Annotated in this window: 13 protein-coding genes and 1 tRNA gene; 9 read left to right on the forward strand and 5 right to left on the reverse strand. The window is 42.2% G+C overall.

Translation table 11 applies throughout. The features are described 5' to 3' along the window. The first annotated feature begins 45 nt into the window (after positions 1-45). Both AC3AQ9_RS00225 and AC3AQ9_RS00230 read left to right on the forward strand, forming a co-directional pair. Positions 46-567, forward strand: a complete 522-nt coding sequence (locus AC3AQ9_RS00225) for a DUF1850 domain-containing protein (RefSeq protein WP_488305455.1) — start codon at positions 46-48, stop codon at positions 565-567. Continuing rightward, on the forward strand, positions 557-2,590 hold the full coding sequence (locus AC3AQ9_RS00230; RefSeq protein ID WP_488305456.1) for a TRAP transporter permease: 2,034 nt from the start codon (positions 557-559) through the stop codon (positions 2,588-2,590). The genes AC3AQ9_RS00225 and AC3AQ9_RS00230 overlap by 11 nt, the downstream gene beginning before the upstream one ends. 132 nt (positions 2,591-2,722) lie before the next feature. On the opposite strand, the gene AC3AQ9_RS00235 is transcribed toward AC3AQ9_RS00230, so the two are convergent. Then, positions 2,723-2,795, reverse strand: a tRNA-Val gene (locus AC3AQ9_RS00235). A 401-nt stretch (positions 2,796-3,196) separates the two neighbouring features. Here AC3AQ9_RS00235 and AC3AQ9_RS00240 point away from each other — a divergent pair. Continuing rightward, positions 3,197-4,402: an acyltransferase gene (locus tag AC3AQ9_RS00240; RefSeq protein ID WP_488305457.1), complete on the forward strand. Its 1,206-nt coding sequence runs from the start codon at positions 3,197-3,199 to the stop codon at positions 4,400-4,402. A 491-nt stretch (positions 4,403-4,893) separates the two neighbouring features. On the opposite strand, the gene AC3AQ9_RS00245 is transcribed toward AC3AQ9_RS00240, so the two are convergent. The 3 genes from AC3AQ9_RS00245 to AC3AQ9_RS00255 form a co-directional block, all read right to left on the reverse strand. Beyond that, positions 4,894-5,415 (reverse strand): 2'-5' RNA ligase family protein, encoded by a 522-nt coding sequence (locus AC3AQ9_RS00245; RefSeq protein WP_488305458.1) that lies wholly within the window; start codon positions 5,413-5,415, stop codon positions 4,894-4,896. Between the two features lie 15 nt (positions 5,416-5,430). Continuing rightward, the gene (locus AC3AQ9_RS00250) at positions 5,431-6,153 is read right to left on the reverse strand and encodes a thermonuclease family protein (protein ID WP_488305459.1); all 723 of its coding nucleotides are present in this window, start codon (positions 6,151-6,153) and stop codon (positions 5,431-5,433) included. A 231-nt stretch (positions 6,154-6,384) separates the two neighbouring features. Further along, positions 6,385-6,528 carry a hypothetical protein gene (locus tag AC3AQ9_RS00255; protein WP_488305460.1) on the reverse strand — a complete coding sequence of 48 codons (144 nt, stop codon included), beginning with the start codon at positions 6,526-6,528 and terminating at the stop codon, positions 6,385-6,387. 118 nt (positions 6,529-6,646) lie between these two features. Here AC3AQ9_RS00255 and AC3AQ9_RS00260 point away from each other — a divergent pair, with 118 nt between their 5' ends. The 6 genes from AC3AQ9_RS00260 to AC3AQ9_RS00285 all read left to right on the forward strand — a co-directional run bounded on the left by AC3AQ9_RS00260 (position 6,647) and on the right by AC3AQ9_RS00285 (position 12,569). Further along, complete coding sequence (locus tag AC3AQ9_RS00260) at positions 6,647-7,573, forward strand: Gfo/Idh/MocA family protein (RefSeq protein WP_488305461.1); 927 nt, start codon at positions 6,647-6,649, stop codon at positions 7,571-7,573. A 61-nt stretch (positions 7,574-7,634) separates the two neighbouring features. Then, positions 7,635-9,023 (forward strand): aldehyde dehydrogenase, encoded by a 1,389-nt coding sequence (locus AC3AQ9_RS00265; RefSeq protein ID WP_488305462.1) that lies wholly within the window; start codon positions 7,635-7,637, stop codon positions 9,021-9,023. Between the two features lie 61 nt (positions 9,024-9,084). Beyond that, positions 9,085-9,783, forward strand: coding sequence for a response regulator transcription factor (locus AC3AQ9_RS00270; RefSeq protein ID WP_488305463.1), 699 nt, complete (start codon positions 9,085-9,087; stop codon positions 9,781-9,783). Next, positions 9,767-11,137: a sensor histidine kinase gene (locus AC3AQ9_RS00275; RefSeq protein WP_488305464.1), complete on the forward strand. Its 1,371-nt coding sequence runs from the start codon at positions 9,767-9,769 to the stop codon at positions 11,135-11,137. Before AC3AQ9_RS00270 ends, AC3AQ9_RS00275 begins: the two co-directional genes overlap by 17 nt. Then, a complete protein-coding gene (locus tag AC3AQ9_RS00280) occupies positions 11,137-11,841 on the forward strand; it encodes a PepSY domain-containing protein (RefSeq protein ID WP_488305465.1) in 705 nt (234 codons plus the stop codon). The genes AC3AQ9_RS00275 and AC3AQ9_RS00280 overlap by 1 nt, the downstream gene beginning before the upstream one ends. Before the next feature lie 110 nt (positions 11,842-11,951). After that, a complete protein-coding gene (locus AC3AQ9_RS00285; protein ID WP_488305466.1) occupies positions 11,952-12,569 on the forward strand; it encodes a PepSY domain-containing protein in 618 nt (205 codons plus the stop codon). Between the two features lie 58 nt (positions 12,570-12,627). Here the strand turns inward: AC3AQ9_RS00285 and AC3AQ9_RS00290 are convergent, their stop codons facing one another. Beyond that, entirely contained in the window at positions 12,628-14,199 is a 1,572-nt protein-coding gene (locus AC3AQ9_RS00290; RefSeq protein WP_488305467.1) for an ATP-binding protein, read from the reverse strand. Positions 14,200-14,236: the final 37 nt, after the last annotated feature.

Here is a 14,236-nt window from a genome sequence, read left to right on the forward strand (position 1 = left end):
TTATCGTCGTTATTTATTTTTTCGTAAGAGGAGCGAGCATATGCAATGGAACCAAAACCGGTGCAGCCATTTCTACTCGTATTAACGGTCCTTATATTATTCTGTACAGCTGCAATCGTTCCTGTTAACAAAAATTACATCTTTATTGACAATGAAACCGGGCATATTGCTTTACGTTTGCCTGTTAAAGATACGAATTTTCAAATCAAGTATACTCATTCCGTCCATTTATCAGAGGTACTGGAAAGTTATCAAGTGCTTCCTGATAATCGCTTGAGAATAGTTCAACTGGAATATGAAGATTTTAATATTGGGATGCCTTCTAATGCAGGAGAAGGGGAAACTTTTGTCGAAAAAGACGGAAAATATATTATTGCCGGCATGAAAAGAGAAGTGCCTGATTTCAGAATTTTTATTGGCGATGTGGATGCTGGCCTTTCTTTTTTGAGCAATGGTCAGGAGTACGATTTAAAGAAAATCCTAAAACGCGGCCAATCATACACATTTCAAGTCAAGCGACTATCTCTTATCCAACAATTAAGAGGAGTGAACATCGATGAGCCATGAGCTGCCCCCAGAAGAGAAAGAGAAATTGAAACTGCCTCCAGAAGAGGAAACCTATATTTCTGAAGAAAAACAAAAAGAAATTTTACAAAAATACGATCCTGAATCAAATACACGCGATTTAATGGGAATTGCTAAACATATTGTATTTTATGGGTTATTGGCATTTTCACTGTTTCAGCTCTATACCGCCATCAACGGGCAGTTTACAGCATATTTGCAGAGGTCGATTCACTTAGGCTTTGCCTTGTCGTTAATCTTTCTTTTGTTTCCTGCCTTTAAGAAAAAAGGAGATCGGCGCAAAGTACCTTTTTATGATTATATTTTATCTTTGCTGTCAATCGTAGTTGGAGCTTACTGGCCGTTAATGTATGATGATTTGGTATTCCGGATCGGCCGAGTGACAGATTTGGATTTGTTTGTCGGAATACTTGCTATCCTGCTGACTTTAGAAGCAACTCGCCGGGCTGTTGGATTGCCTATTACAATTATCTCTTCAGTATTTTTATCGTATACCTTTTTTGGTCCTTATTTCCCCGGATTTTTAAGGCACCGAGGACAGGATCTGGAGTCCGTCATCCAGTTGATGTTCTATACTACTGACGGAATTTTAGGAACGCCTCTAGCTGTTTCAGCAACGTTCATTTTTGTTTATTTATTGTTTGGCGCATTTTTGGTGAAGACGGGAGTCGGGGAATATTTTAATGATTTATCCGTATCTCTTGCCGGTCATTTAATTGGAGGACCAGCAAAAGTTGCGATTTTCTCCAGCGCTCTGCAAGGAACCATTTCAGGAAGTTCTGTGGCCAACGTTGTAACGTCTGGGGCATACACAATTCCAATGATGAAAAAGCTTGGCTATAACAAAGAATTCGCAGGGGCCGTGGAAGCAACGTCTTCCACAGGTGGCCAAATTATGCCGCCTATTATGGGAGCAGCCGCTTTCTTAATGGTGGAATTTATCGGGGGCATCAGTTACTGGGATATTGCTAAAGCTGCTGCTATTCCTGCAATTCTGTATTTTTCAGGTGTTTGGATCATGACGCATTTTGAAGCGAAACGGGTTGGCCTCCGTGGCCTTTCGAAAGAAGAAATGCCTGACCGTAAAGAGGTATTGAAGAAAATACATCTTTTGCTTCCAATTTTAATTATAATTGTCTTCTTGATGATCGGAGTTCCGACCATGCACGCTGCATTGTATGGTATTCTTGCTACGATCTTAGTCAGTGCCATCAATAAAGAAACACGGTTAAGTTTTAAGGATATGGTCCATGCTTTAGTGGACGGCGCGCGAACCGCTCTTGCTGTAGGTGCTGCCACAGCTGCAGCGGGCATTATCGTAGGAGTAGTGGTGAAGACCGGTTTGGGATTAAGCTTGGCAAACGGGCTGATTTCAGCGTCAGGAGGCAGCATCTTATTGACTTTATTCTTTACTATGCTCGCTGCAATTGTTCTCGGAATGGGTTCTCCGACAACAGCAAACTATGTAATCACGTCCACAATTGCTGCCCCTGCCATAATTACCTTATTAATGCTTGACGAACCTGCAGGAGCTGCCGTACCGATGGTTGTCGCGATTTCTGCCCATCTCTTCGTATTCTATTTTGGGATTATCGCCGATATTACGCCGCCGGTTGCACTAGCTGCATTCGCAGCATCCGGCATTTCCGGTGGAGAGCCGATTCGGACTGGCATAATTTCTGCTAAATTGGCGGCCGCTGCCTTTATTATTCCGTATATGTTTGTATTGTCTCCAACGCTGTTAATGATTGATACGACCTGGCCGGAATTGACTTGGGTAGTCCTTACGGCTTTTGCCGGGATGATAGCAGTAGGGGCCGGACTGATCGGATATTGGTACCGGAAACTCAATTGGATTGAACGGATTATCGCTTTGGTTACTGGTTTAGCGTTAATTTATCCGGAAGGCTTGTATTCATATATAGGTGTGGTAGTGTTTATTATCCTGTTTGCCATTCAATGGATGTCCAGGGAAAAGAAAGTTTCGCATACCTCAGCAGCATAATTCAAAAACCCCGGAGAGAAGCATCAAGCTTCTCTCCGGGGTTTTTGAAAAATAAAAAAGCTGCTGCCCGAAGGCAACAGCTTTTTCTCTGCAAACTTTGTTCCTAAAGTTTACAACGGGTTTGGCACCCTATGATTCCTACTGGGCTCGAACCAGCGACCTCTACCCTGTCAAGGTAGCGCTCTCCCAGCTGAGCTAAGGAATCGAGGTAAACGATGCTATAACAACGCTTAAGTTACTTCTACCTAAGTTATTATATACGTTCGACATGTACACTACAATAGTTTTATGAAAAATATTTAAAATAATAATCAGTGGATAGAAGCACTGAAAATTTGGAATGAGGAATTAGAGCAATAAACTGTTTCTTTTAGATTTAATTTTTAATCTTTAATTTATCAGTTATTGAATGACTGTAACAAATGACAAGGAAAATATAGTACAATAACGAGCAGAAGAAACTATCTAACCAAGCTTATTCCCTGATAAGGGACATTGATTGTCATGTCTTGAAACTGGTTCATCAATAGATAAAAGCCCCATCAATGTTTAAAGGCAAAACTTAATAATTTTATGTTGAAAATGCTGGGATACGGTGGACATATATTGAAAAATGATGGGGCTTTTAACCATAAAAATTTTAAAAAAGGAAGGAGTTGGACTGTTCTGAAAAAAGAAATCAGTTCTATTTATTATATTCGTATTATGGCCATGCTGATGGTGGTCCTTGTTCATACTACCGCTCAGATCTTCCATTTGTTTGAACCTTTTACATATCAACATCAGTTCTATCATTTCATTAATCGGATAATCCGGGTAGAATCCTCTCTGTTCATTATGCTGGTCGGCATTGTATTTTTCTATAACTATCGGACACGCGTATTGACAAAGGATGTCTTTAAGTCCTACTTTAAAAAACGGGTAACCTATATTATTATCCCTTATCTCGTTTGGTCGATTTTCTATGAATTCTTTAATGTCTATCTTGGCGCCAGAACATTGAATCTTGGAGAAGTCTGGCACCGGTTATTGAATGGGGAAAGTCATTACCAGCTCTGGTTTATTTATCTAATTGTACAATTTTATCTTATTTTCCCGATAATCCTTGTTATAGTTCGTCATTCCAAGTTTCTGCAAAAGTACTTATGGCTTATCGGTTTTTTGATTGAATTTATCTTTTTTGTATTGAATATGGAATACCGCTTAACTTCGACGCACTTTTTCTTGAACTATTTTGCAGCGTTCTCATTGGGTGCCTGGATCGGCATTCATTATGAAACGGTATCCGCTAAAATTACCAGCCGGAAAATCCTATTGGCTGGCGCCGGTTCACTTCTATGCGGAATAATTTTCATTTCAATCCATTACCGTAATCTGTTCGGGGAAAGGGTCGAGATTCCGATTGCCTATTACCGCTTGATCGGAATCGTCTACTTGACACTGGGGGCGCTCTTCTTCTTTTATATTTCCGAGAAGTTTGCTGCCTTCTTCAGCAAAAAAACAACCACCAATCTGAAGTATGTAGCCTCTTATTCCTTCGGCTATTATTTGGTGCATCCTTTTATTCTGTATTATGTGATGCTGTTCTTTTCGACAAAAGGAACAGGCCTATCTTGGCATATCATGATTTGGCTTCAATTCGTACTAGCAGTCGTATTCTGCTATCTTTTCATTTGGTTTTTCCACCGCTTTGTTCCGTTTGCCGGTTTTGCTTTCGGGAAATTGCCAAAAGATGCACCGCTTTTTTGGAAAGCAGGCATCAAAGAACAGGGCTTGAATCACCGGAAGCGTGTCGAAACTCCAGATGCTTAATTCCGCTAGATTCAAGCTTTACACTCACCGAATTCCCATCAGCTCTGGGAATTCGGTTTTTCATACGCTTAGAAGAGAATATAAAATGAAAAAAATTAAACAAAGGCATATCTTACCCAAGAGCTTTTTGAAAAAATATAGAGTTGCCATGCTCGAATGCTCAACGAAAGGTTTTCTATTTTAGATTTATTCTTCGATACGTTTATAGGAAATCATTTTTTGACAACTTTTTTATTCTTGAGCTGATCTGAAAATATAAAAACACCCCATTCTTCTGAAATTTAACAGAAGTAACAAAGTGTTAAGGTCGAACTTTCAGGTCTACAGGATTGAAACGCTACTTAAATTGATTGTATCTATCAACGGTTTGTAGTTAAACTGTATTAAAATTACTATTTATCTTGTCAAAACAGCGGTCTCCAGCTGGGTTCAGAAAACTTGTTTCCCATGAAAAGCATAACTTTATAGTGCCCCGCTAAAAAGTCGATCATCTATTCGGAAAGAAAAATGCTCCATTCGGTTTGTGCTTTGCCTTGAATCAATGACCAGCACTCAATGGCGATAGCTTTGCCTTCAAATGGCTGAAACTCCATTGAAAGGCGGGCGAACATCGGACCCCAAAATGGAGGGGCAATGTTGTTGATGATTGTGGAATGCGGCACCCAGTGTTCGGGCATATAAAATTTCTTTTGTCCAGTGAATTCACGCGTTGAAAGATTTAACGCTTCATGCAGCTGAGCCAGCGGTTTTGTATAAACGGGAGAAGCAAAAAAACAACCTTGCTGTTTGAAAAATCCAAGAGATGCAAACGATAAAGAGAGCTGCTCAGTATGACTAGCCCAATGTTCAATTGCTTTTTTCAGTTCGATCGGATTAGTTTGGTTGAATGACTGCAGCGTTATATGCGGCGGTAAAGCGACTTCCTGCTTTAAGCTTGCGGCATGTGCCTGCTGTTGGAACTGTTCTATGATATTGGACGCGTGGTAGTCGAGCCGTAGAACGATGACTTGCATAAAAGGCCTCCTCCGTTATCTTCCTGTGCTTCTAAATCCTGCATCCCGTGCTTCTTGTTCTGTACAAAACCATTCCTCAGGATTGGTTTGTTCATATGAACCTTCATCAGGCAGATGATAGATTTTATCCCCGCTGCGGTTAATATTTCCTTTGATCCGGCACTTGCTGTCATTAGAATTTTGTGTGCTATGCCCGCTTACCTCACCATAAGCATCTGCATCAAATCCGCGGTCGGTCGAATAATTTTCGAATTCCCAAATACCGATGCCAGCATTTTTTGCAGCTTTTTCAGCTTCTTCAAATTCATCCAGATAGCGGGTGTTTGGGGGATACACGTAGGCAACACGGGCAAGTCCGGCTTCAAGCATTAGTTCCTGCACGTTTTCTCCATCTACATAAATATAGGCGAGCATTCGTCCGTAGTCATCAAAGCGGTCGCCTACATCAAATTCAATAGACACATTGCCTGATTCGATGAGCCGTTTATTTTCGGCGGTGGCTTCGCTGCCAAGCGGCTGTTTTCCAAGTCTTGGATGGTTCGTTTCGGGAGTATCAATCAGCAGATAACGAACCGTTTCTTCTTTTCCTTCATACATGATTTTAATGGTATCGCCGTCAATAACTGAGGTGACTTCTACGTCAATGCGGTCCTTAGTTCCAGCTGTATCGGTGGAATCCAGCATTCCACACCCTGTAAGCAATAATAATGCTGTTAATAAGCCAAAAATTCTCTTCATATTGATCCCTGCTTCCATTTTTTCATTATATTTACTACTTGGGCAGCTTGCAACCAAAACTGTTGGCACATCTGCAGGAACGAATGCCGGATCCTTGTTATTCAGCGCTGTTTTTATATAGAGGAACTGTGCAAAAGAATCCAGACATGACAAAACGCCTTCTCAATGAATCATTGAACAAGGCGTTTTTTATGTACTGCAGCGACTATATTCAGCTAGTAAGTACCTCAATTAAGCATGTGACTCCAGGTCGATTTGAGATTCGTCAAAATATAGAAATGACTCTTTTTCCATATCGTCCAATTTGTCTTTGTTTAATCCCACTTCCAGTTCTCCAGAAAAAATCGGTTCCCACCAGTTTGTTTGTTTGTTCATCGTAAATTCCTCCTCCAATGGCATTGTAATTGTTTGACTATTCTATACCCCTAAAGGTTACACTTATAAACAGAAAGAAGTAAAATAAGCCTTTAGCCTTGCAGAAAAGAGGGATAGGATGATCTCAATCGGCATTATTGGAGCAGGTATAGTAGGGGAACGCATCATTAAGCAAATTCAGCAAGACGGCAAAATAGTGATCAAGGGAGTCTTTGATGTACAGCAGGATCGGCTTCAATATCTTCATGAAACATATGGGGTCCCGATCGTTGATTCGCTCGATTCGATTCTTCATTCTAATATTGATTGGCTGTATATCGGTACACCACCAGCGTCACATTCAGAAATTGCCAACCGCGCTGCAAGTGCCGGAATACATGTGTTAAGTGAAAAGCCTTTGGCACATAACGCAGCAGACGGAGAAGAAATGGTAGCAGCTGTTGAAAAAAGCCGCGTACGGACTGCAATGCATTTTCCTTTAATGTACTCTCCGGCTGTCCATGACATGGTCAAGCGAATCCGCAGTGGCGATATCGGTAAAATAACGCGAATTGAATTGCAGACTTTTTTCCCGGATTGGCCGCGGGCTTGGCAGCAAAATCCATGGATTGCCTCAAGAAGCCAAGGCGGCTTTGTTCGTGAAGTATTTCCGCATTATTTGCAGCTGTTGAACCGGGTATTTGGGGACCTGAGCATTGTATCGCATCAAATCAGTTATCCGGAACAAGAGGACAAATGCGAAACCGGCATCGTAGCCCATGGATTGACTATCCGCAATATTCCTTTTTTAATCTCAGGCCTCAGCGGAATCGGCCAAAAAGAGTTGTTGCAATTTAAGGTTTATGGTGATGACGGTGTATTGACACTTGAGAATTGGTCGAATCTATACGTAGAGTGGAAATACGAAGAGCGGAAACAAATCACAGACTTTGTGGAAGTACCGACTTTATTTGATGCCATGCGCTCCCAGTCGACTTTTCTAGTCACTTTTGAAGAAGGCTTGGTTGTTCAGCGGCATATTGATCATTTACTTCAGAAAAATTGATTGCCGGAACTGATAACGGGTAAAGAACTAAAATGATCGTATTAACGAGGAGGTTCCAATAATGGAAGTTACGTCCGCAAGCGTCGAAAAGATGATTGAACAACAGCATGACTTTTTTTATACCGGTGCCACAAAAAACGCCAGTTTCCGCAAAGCACAGCTCCAGCGGTTAAAGCAAGCCATTGTAGAATACGAGAAAGATATTACGCAAGCGTTGAAAAAAGATTTGGGCAAGAGCGAATTTGAGGCTTATACGACAGAAGTAGGATTTGTTCTCGACAGCATCGGTTTTATGACGAAGCATCTGGAGGAATGGATGGAGCCCGAACAAGTGAAGACGCCGCTGCATTTTCAGCCTGCAAAAAGTTTTGTGCTGCGGGAACCTTACGGCTCTGTATTGATCATCGGACCGTTCAATTATCCTTTTCAATTGATCATGGAACCGTTGATTGGTGCCATTATCGGCGGCAACTGCGCTGTTATTAAACCGTCTGAGACTACCCCCAATGTCACACGGGTGATTCGACAGCTGATTGAAAAAACGTTTCCAGCCTATTATATACAAGTGGTGGAAGGTGAAAGGGAAGAAGTGACTGCGCTTATCCACGCACCGTTCGATTATATTTTCTTTACCGGCAGCGTTAATGTCGGCAAAGTCATCATGAAAGCAGCTTCTGAGCGTTTGACTCCCATCACATTGGAGCTGGGAGGGAAAAGCCCGGCAATTGTCGACCAAACTGCCAACCTGGATTTGGCGGCGAAACGAATTGCTTGGGGGAAATTGATGAATACAGGACAAACTTGTGTCGCTCCGGATTATGTATGTGTGCATGAGTCCGTGAAAGAAGAGTTTATGAAAAAGCTGGTCAAAGCTATCCAAAGCTTTTATGGCAAAAATGCACATGAAAGTCCGGATTATGGCCGCATCGTTTCATTGCAGCACTTTGACCGGTTGGCTTCAATCATTGAAAAGGAATCCCCCCATATCGTAACAGGCGGCAAGATGAACCGGGATGAGCGCTATATCGAACCGGTTGTCCTTGAGAATATCCAATGGAATAGCCCTTCCATGGAAGAAGAACTATTTGGTCCGATTCTTCCGGTCGTTACATATACTGACCTTCCGGCATTATTGCGCCATATCCGAAAAATGCCAAAGCCACTATCGGCGTATATGTTTTCAGAAAATGAACGGGCCATCAACTTTTTCCTGGAAGAACTGCCGTTCGGCGGGGGATGCATCAATGACACGGTATCCCATGTTGGCAGCCCATATCTGCCGTTTGGCGGTATCGGAACTTCCGGCATCAATTCTTATCATGGAAAAGCAAGTTTTGAAACATTTACGCATACCAAATCAATATTGAAAAAATCCACTAAATTTTCGACTAATATCCTGTTTCCGCCTTATGGAAACAGAGTCAAGTTAGTCAGAACGGTATTGAAGTAAGCGGCCTGCGGGTCGCTTTTTTCTTTATGTTTGCTAGAATAATCAGTAAGAGGTGACGGAAATGGCAGAACGCATTCTGATAGTAGAAGATGAAAAGAATATTGCGCGTGTACTGGAGCTTGAACTTACATACGAAGGCTATAAAACAGGAGTTGCCCATACCGGGTCGGAAGGCCTTATTCAATTCCGGGAAAATGACTGGGATTTGATTTTGCTTGATTTAATGCTACCGGAAATCCACGGATTGGACGTATTGAAGCGCATTCGTTCTTCAGATTCCACGGTGCCGGTCATTTTATTGACCGCAAAAAATGATGTCAAAGATAAAGTAGCCGGCCTCGATTTAGGGGCTAATGACTATGTAACGAAACCATTTGAAATCGAAGAGCTGCTGGCACGCATTCGTGCTTGTCTGCGATTGTCTGCCGGAAACGGCCATTCCGAAGTGCGCCGTTTCGAGGATTTAGAACTGAATGAAACGACAAGGGAAGTGTCCAGAAATGGGCGTTCTATTGAGCTGACGCCGCGCGAGTTTGATTTGCTGTTGTATCTAATGCAGCATCCACACCAAGTACTCAGCAGGGAACAAGTGCTTAACGCAGTGTGGGGCTATGATTACTACGGGGACACAAATGTCATTGATGTATATATCCGTTATTTGCGAAAAAAAGTGGATGCTGGGGAAGCTGCCACTTATATTCAAACCGTAAGAGGCGTTGGTTATGTTTTGAAGGAGCATATAAATGAAGCTGAAAAATAAAATCCATATTTGGACAACCTTGCTGATGCTGATCATTTTGCTGGTGCTCATGACAGTGATTTATTTTTCATTCAGCCGTTTAACGTATTCATCGGAAGTCAGCCAGCTGCGTACCGAAGCCAGGGTGGTCGTGACAAAGTTGAATGAAACTTCGACAGAAGATCCTTCGACGGTGCTTCGGGGGTACGTGCCAGTTAATGGTTCAATCCAAGTCAATCGGAATGGAGCGAAACTGATTCGAACAATACAGGACCCTTCTGTCACCAGCGAGCTACCTACAGACTTGCCGGAAGCTTCAGGCACCATAGAAGTAGAAGGTGAGCATTTTGCTTATGTGACCACTCCTGTCATTTGGACAGACGGAGAAGTGGCAAATTTAACGATTGCTCAATCAATGAGGGAAGTAACTGGAAATCTTCAGACGCTGCGTCTTGTTCTGATTACGGTGACAGTGCTTGCCATGATTCCAGTCGTGATTTCGAGCATCGTTCTTGGCAGGATCATTACGAAGCCGATCACCGATTTGACCAGCACGATGACTCGTATTCAGCGCAACGGCAAATTCGAGAAATTACAGATCACTGAAGAGACAAATGATGAAATCGGTCAAATGGGCCAAACATTTAACGAAATGATGACTCTTCTAGAAGAAAACTACACAAAGCAGGAAGAGTTCGTATCGAATGCATCCCATGAACTGAAGACGCCTTTGACGGTGATCGGCAGCTACGCAAAATTGCTGCAGCGGCAAGGGATGCAAGATGAAAAAATTGCGGATGAAGGGCTTACCGCAATCCGAAACGAAACGGACCGCATGAAAGCTTTGATCGAGCAATTATTGCATATTGCGCGGCAAAGCGATTCGCAGCTTGAATATTCGAAAGTAAACATCGTGGAAGTGCTAAAGCAAACAACTACGGCTCTGACGACTTCGTATAACCGGGAGTTTCATTTGCAAGCAAGCGAACCGGATATTTTAGTAACGACAGATCTTGCGAAGCTCAAGCAGCTATTGTATATTCTGCTCGACAATGCACGGAAATACAGCAGCGATCGTATTGAAGTGGTGGCTAAAAACGAAGGGCGCTCCATCATTCAAATTCGCGACTACGGCATCGGTATCCCGAAAGAATCTCTGCCATTTATATTTGATCGCTTCTACCGGGTGGATAAAGCGAGAAGCCGTGAAACTGGGGGCTCGGGCCTCGGGTTATCGCTTGCCAGGCAATTGGCTGATTCGCTGGGCATTGAATTGGAAATCGAAAGCATTGAACAGATGGGGACAACTGTTTCGATTATTTTCTCATCGGATTTTAATGTTGACACGGTACAATCAAGCCAGGAGGGATCATGATGAGAAAATGGATGCTTATGGCAGCAGGAACCATCTTGCTTGGCATTATTGTCATCGCCTATCTCTTGAACCCGTTCATCGGCAATGAAAGCATCAGTGCTGCTGAAGCAGAGCAGTTGGTACTGGAAATGTACGGGGGAAAGGCAGTCGGGACAACTGAATCTGAAGACAGCTTTGCAGTAGACTTTGATAAAGCAGATGGCCTTTATACCGCGATCGTCAACAAAGAGACAGGCCAAGTGGAATCGATGAAACTCATCGAGAAAAAGGAACAGGCAGCTGAACTGACAGAAGAGCAGGCAGCAGCGGCTGCGTTAAAAGAAGTTGATGGGACCTTGGAAGAAGTCACTTACTCAAAAGAGAAGCGTGAATATGAAGTGGAAATAAAAGATGGTGAAAATATCGCAATAGTGCTCATAGCTTCCAAGACAGGTGAAGTTCGAAAAATCACCACAAACCCGGCTGTTGAAGCGGACAGCAAACCGGCTCCAGAGCCTAAACCGAACCCGGTGATTTCAAAAGATGAAGCAATCACTATTGCGAAACAGACACTTGACGGGGAAGTGCAGGAAGTCGAATTTGTGGAAACCGAAGAAGGCGGCTATTATTTAGTGGAAATTGAAAACGAAGATACAGAACAGGAAGTGACTGTCCAAATTCATGCAATTCGCGGTGAAACCTTGACCGTGGAGTGGGATGATTGAATCATTAGAATTCTTAATGAATTTCTCATCAAATTCTCATAAATCCCTCATCGTCTTCTCAGAAGCGGGGGCTATAGTAAAGATATAACAAATGAGGAGGAGAAATTAACATGAAAAAATTCGTTTACATCCCCGTAATTGCAGGAGCATTAACATTCGGAGGCATTGTACTGGCCAATACAGATTTGAACCCGGCTGGAAACACAGAAACCAATTCAAGCAATTCCAATGTTAAGAGCAGCAACCAGCAAACAAATCAGCAGGCTCCAAAGCTGACATTCGAAGAGGCATCTGCCAAAGCGTTGGAAATTGCTAACGGTACTATCACGGATATTGAACTGGAGAGAGAAGGCAATAGATCGGTTTATGAAGTGGATGTGACACACGAAGGCTATGAATACGATTTGAAATTTGATGCCAACACGGGTGAAGTACTGGAACAAAAACGTGAAAGAGAAGATAACGATGACGATGATGATTCGGATGATATCGTATCAACTGAAGGTTTGATCAGTTCTGAAGAAGCGACAGCGGCAGCCCTTGCTGTTGCAAATGGAACTGTGAAAGACATGAAATTGGATAATGAAGATGGTGTAGCCCAATACGAATTTGAGATTGAAAATGGAGCAACTGAACACGAAGTGACAGTCAATGCGAAGGACGGTTCAATCATCAAACAGGAAACCGATGAAGACAATGACGACGATGACAACAACGATGATGATTAAGCTGAAAAGTGTTGAAGCTAAATGAAAAGCATAAAACAGGAGCCTAAAGGCTCCTGTTTTATGCTTTCGGCAGCAGTACTGTGGCAGTGGTCCCGACGCCTTCTTCACTTTCAATTTCAAGGCTGCCGCCATGTTCCCGGATGATTTTCTGTGAAATAATTAGGCCGAGGCCGGTTCCTTCAGATTTAGTGGTGTAAAAAGGTTCAAAAATTTGCGACAGAACTTCACGCGTGATGCCACTCCCGCTGTCTCTCAATCGTAAGGAGACAAAACCATCATCAAAATTTTCCACTGTAATGGTGATTTGTCCATGCTGTCCAATCGCCTCGATTGAATTTTTCAGAAGATTGATGAGGACTTGCTTAAGACGATGATCTTCCCCAAGAACATAGAAGTCATCTTTCTCCCACTGATTCGTAAGGTGGATCCCATGCGAATTCAACTCTGGCCCGAATAGAATAATAATGTCGTCTATTGTTTGGCGCAAACTGATTTTCTTAGGCGATGAAGCCTGGGGCTTAGCTAAAACCAGAAATTCACCGATGATAAGATTGATGCGTTCTAACTCAGAGTGAATCAATTTGGTGTAATCCTTATATGGATAGCTGGGATCTTCCTGCATCATTTGCACAAATCCCGAAATAACAGTCATTGGATTACGGATCTCGTGTGCCACGCCCGCTGCGATTTCTCCGGCTAATTTCAATTTTTCCGCTTGAACAATCAACTTCTCTGCTTCTTTTTGATAGGAAATGTCACGGGAAATGACAGAGGTGGCTACAACATTTCCAAATTCATCGGTAATCGGTGATAAAGTGATTTGTGCATAAAAGAGGCTTCCGTCTTTTTTTGCATCCACTGTTTCGAGCAAGGAAAAACTTTCCCCTTGTTGAACTTGAAAGGTGCGGATATTGGCTTCCTCGATTCTTTCAAGCGGTACGAGATCGAGGCTCTGTCCGATGCATTCCTCTGAAGTCCAGCCATATAATTCTTCAAAAGCCGGATTGATGGCGATAATTTTATTATTTGTATCAAATACTGCAATTGCATCTTTAGCCGTCTCAAAAAATAGCTGAAGATAACCATCTTTTGAAATCAATGCTTTTTCCATTGATTCGTTTTTTTGTTCCAGCAGGGACCATATACGGCTGAAATAGATAGAATGGAGTATAGTCAAACTTAGCACACACATTATAAATACAAAGAGTGACAAATGGATATAGGAAAGTGATGCTCTAGCGCTTAACTCGTCAAAAACCAAAGCCAGTAAAAGTGTTTCTATGGCAGTTAAAACACCAAGGAAAATAATAGGCAGTGTATCGTAATATAAAGCGGAAGCGATAACAGGGATAACAAAATAAATGACTGTAATAGCTGATAATGATTCGAAATTTAAGATGAATACGTTAATGTTCATTAAAAGAAGAACAAGTATTTGAATAATGCGCTCATTCACCTTTTTATATTGAAGAATTAAAAGAATAATATAAGACAATATCCCAAACAAAGGAGAGTAAATTGCGACATGGAAATTGACAGCTGCAGGGAGAAGTAAATGCAAAATACTGGCACTGCCGAATAAATGGATAAATAATTTGTTTCTGTTTTGATTGGTCGTAGAACGATCCATAATTCACCTCAATCTAGGGGACTAGTTACAATATTAC

This window comes from Planococcus sp. VCh962, from assembly GCF_057748275.1.

Coding starts and splice junctions, on each gene's coding strand:
- AC3AQ9_RS00245 (WP_488305458.1), bottom strand. CDS start 5,415: ATGCAAGTCATCGTTCTACGGCTCGACTACCACGCGTCCAATATCATA.
- AC3AQ9_RS00265 (WP_488305462.1), top strand. CDS start 7,635: ATGGAAGTTACGTCCGCAAGCGTCGAAAAGATGATTGAACAACAGCAT.
- AC3AQ9_RS00225 (WP_488305455.1), top strand. CDS start 46: ATGGAACCAAAACCGGTGCAGCCATTTCTACTCGTATTAACGGTCCTT.
- AC3AQ9_RS00280 (WP_488305465.1), top strand. CDS start 11,137: ATGAGAAAATGGATGCTTATGGCAGCAGGAACCATCTTGCTTGGCATT.
- AC3AQ9_RS00275 (WP_488305464.1), top strand. CDS start 9,767: ATGAAGCTGAAAAATAAAATCCATATTTGGACAACCTTGCTGATGCTG.
- AC3AQ9_RS00270 (WP_488305463.1), top strand. CDS start 9,085: ATGGCAGAACGCATTCTGATAGTAGAAGATGAAAAGAATATTGCGCGT.
- AC3AQ9_RS00255 (WP_488305460.1), bottom strand. CDS start 6,528: ATGAACAAACAAACAAACTGGTGGGAACCGATTTTTTCTGGAGAACTG.
- AC3AQ9_RS00285 (WP_488305466.1), top strand. CDS start 11,952: ATGAAAAAATTCGTTTACATCCCCGTAATTGCAGGAGCATTAACATTC.
- AC3AQ9_RS00250 (WP_488305459.1), bottom strand. CDS start 6,153: ATGAAGAGAATTTTTGGCTTATTAACAGCATTATTATTGCTTACAGGG.
- AC3AQ9_RS00230 (WP_488305456.1), top strand. CDS start 557: ATGAGCCATGAGCTGCCCCCAGAAGAGAAAGAGAAATTGAAACTGCCT.
- AC3AQ9_RS00290 (WP_488305467.1), bottom strand. CDS start 14,199: ATGGATCGTTCTACGACCAATCAAAACAGAAACAAATTATTTATCCAT.
- AC3AQ9_RS00260 (WP_488305461.1), top strand. CDS start 6,647: ATGATCTCAATCGGCATTATTGGAGCAGGTATAGTAGGGGAACGCATC.